This window comes from Polaromonas sp. P1_G2 (assembly GCF_056405515.1).
On the sequence record NZ_JBFUBY010001297.1, the window covers coordinates 1 to 428 of the forward strand.

Annotated in this window: 1 protein-coding gene; it reads left to right on the forward strand. The window is 58.9% G+C overall.

Translation table 11 applies throughout. The features are described from left to right. Positions 1 to 99: 99 nt before the first annotated feature. The coding region (locus tag AC1D0P_RS30220) for a DUF4087 domain-containing protein (RefSeq protein WP_477680102.1) at positions 100 to 428 on the forward strand (329 nt) is incomplete at its 3' end.

The following is a 428-nucleotide window of genomic DNA, read 5'->3' on the forward strand; positions in this document are numbered from 1 at the left end:
ATCCACTGCGACGCCGCAGCACGCTTCGCCTTTAACGACAACAGTGCGTTGGAACGCCAACGGAAATATGCATAATCGACTCCTCGTCGGGGGATGTTTATGAAGTCGTTGGCGGTTCTGTTTTTCGGTGCATTCCTGGTGCTCGTCTCCGCGCAAGGCGCTTTCGCGGAGACTCGCTGCGGCTGGCTCGAAAACCCGACACCCGGCAATTGGTGGCTCCTCGACAAAGATGACAGCTGGACGCTGATGCAACAGGGCGGCTATCAGGCCGACGGCATGGACATGATCGGCGACATCTCCGCCGGCGACTATGTCGCCACCAACGGCAATTACGGCTATGCCTGCGCCTGCCTGGACGTCGAGACCAATGCTGAGGCGAGTCGCGTCGTCGCGATCCACGGCTTCAAGCAGCTCAAAATGTCCAAATG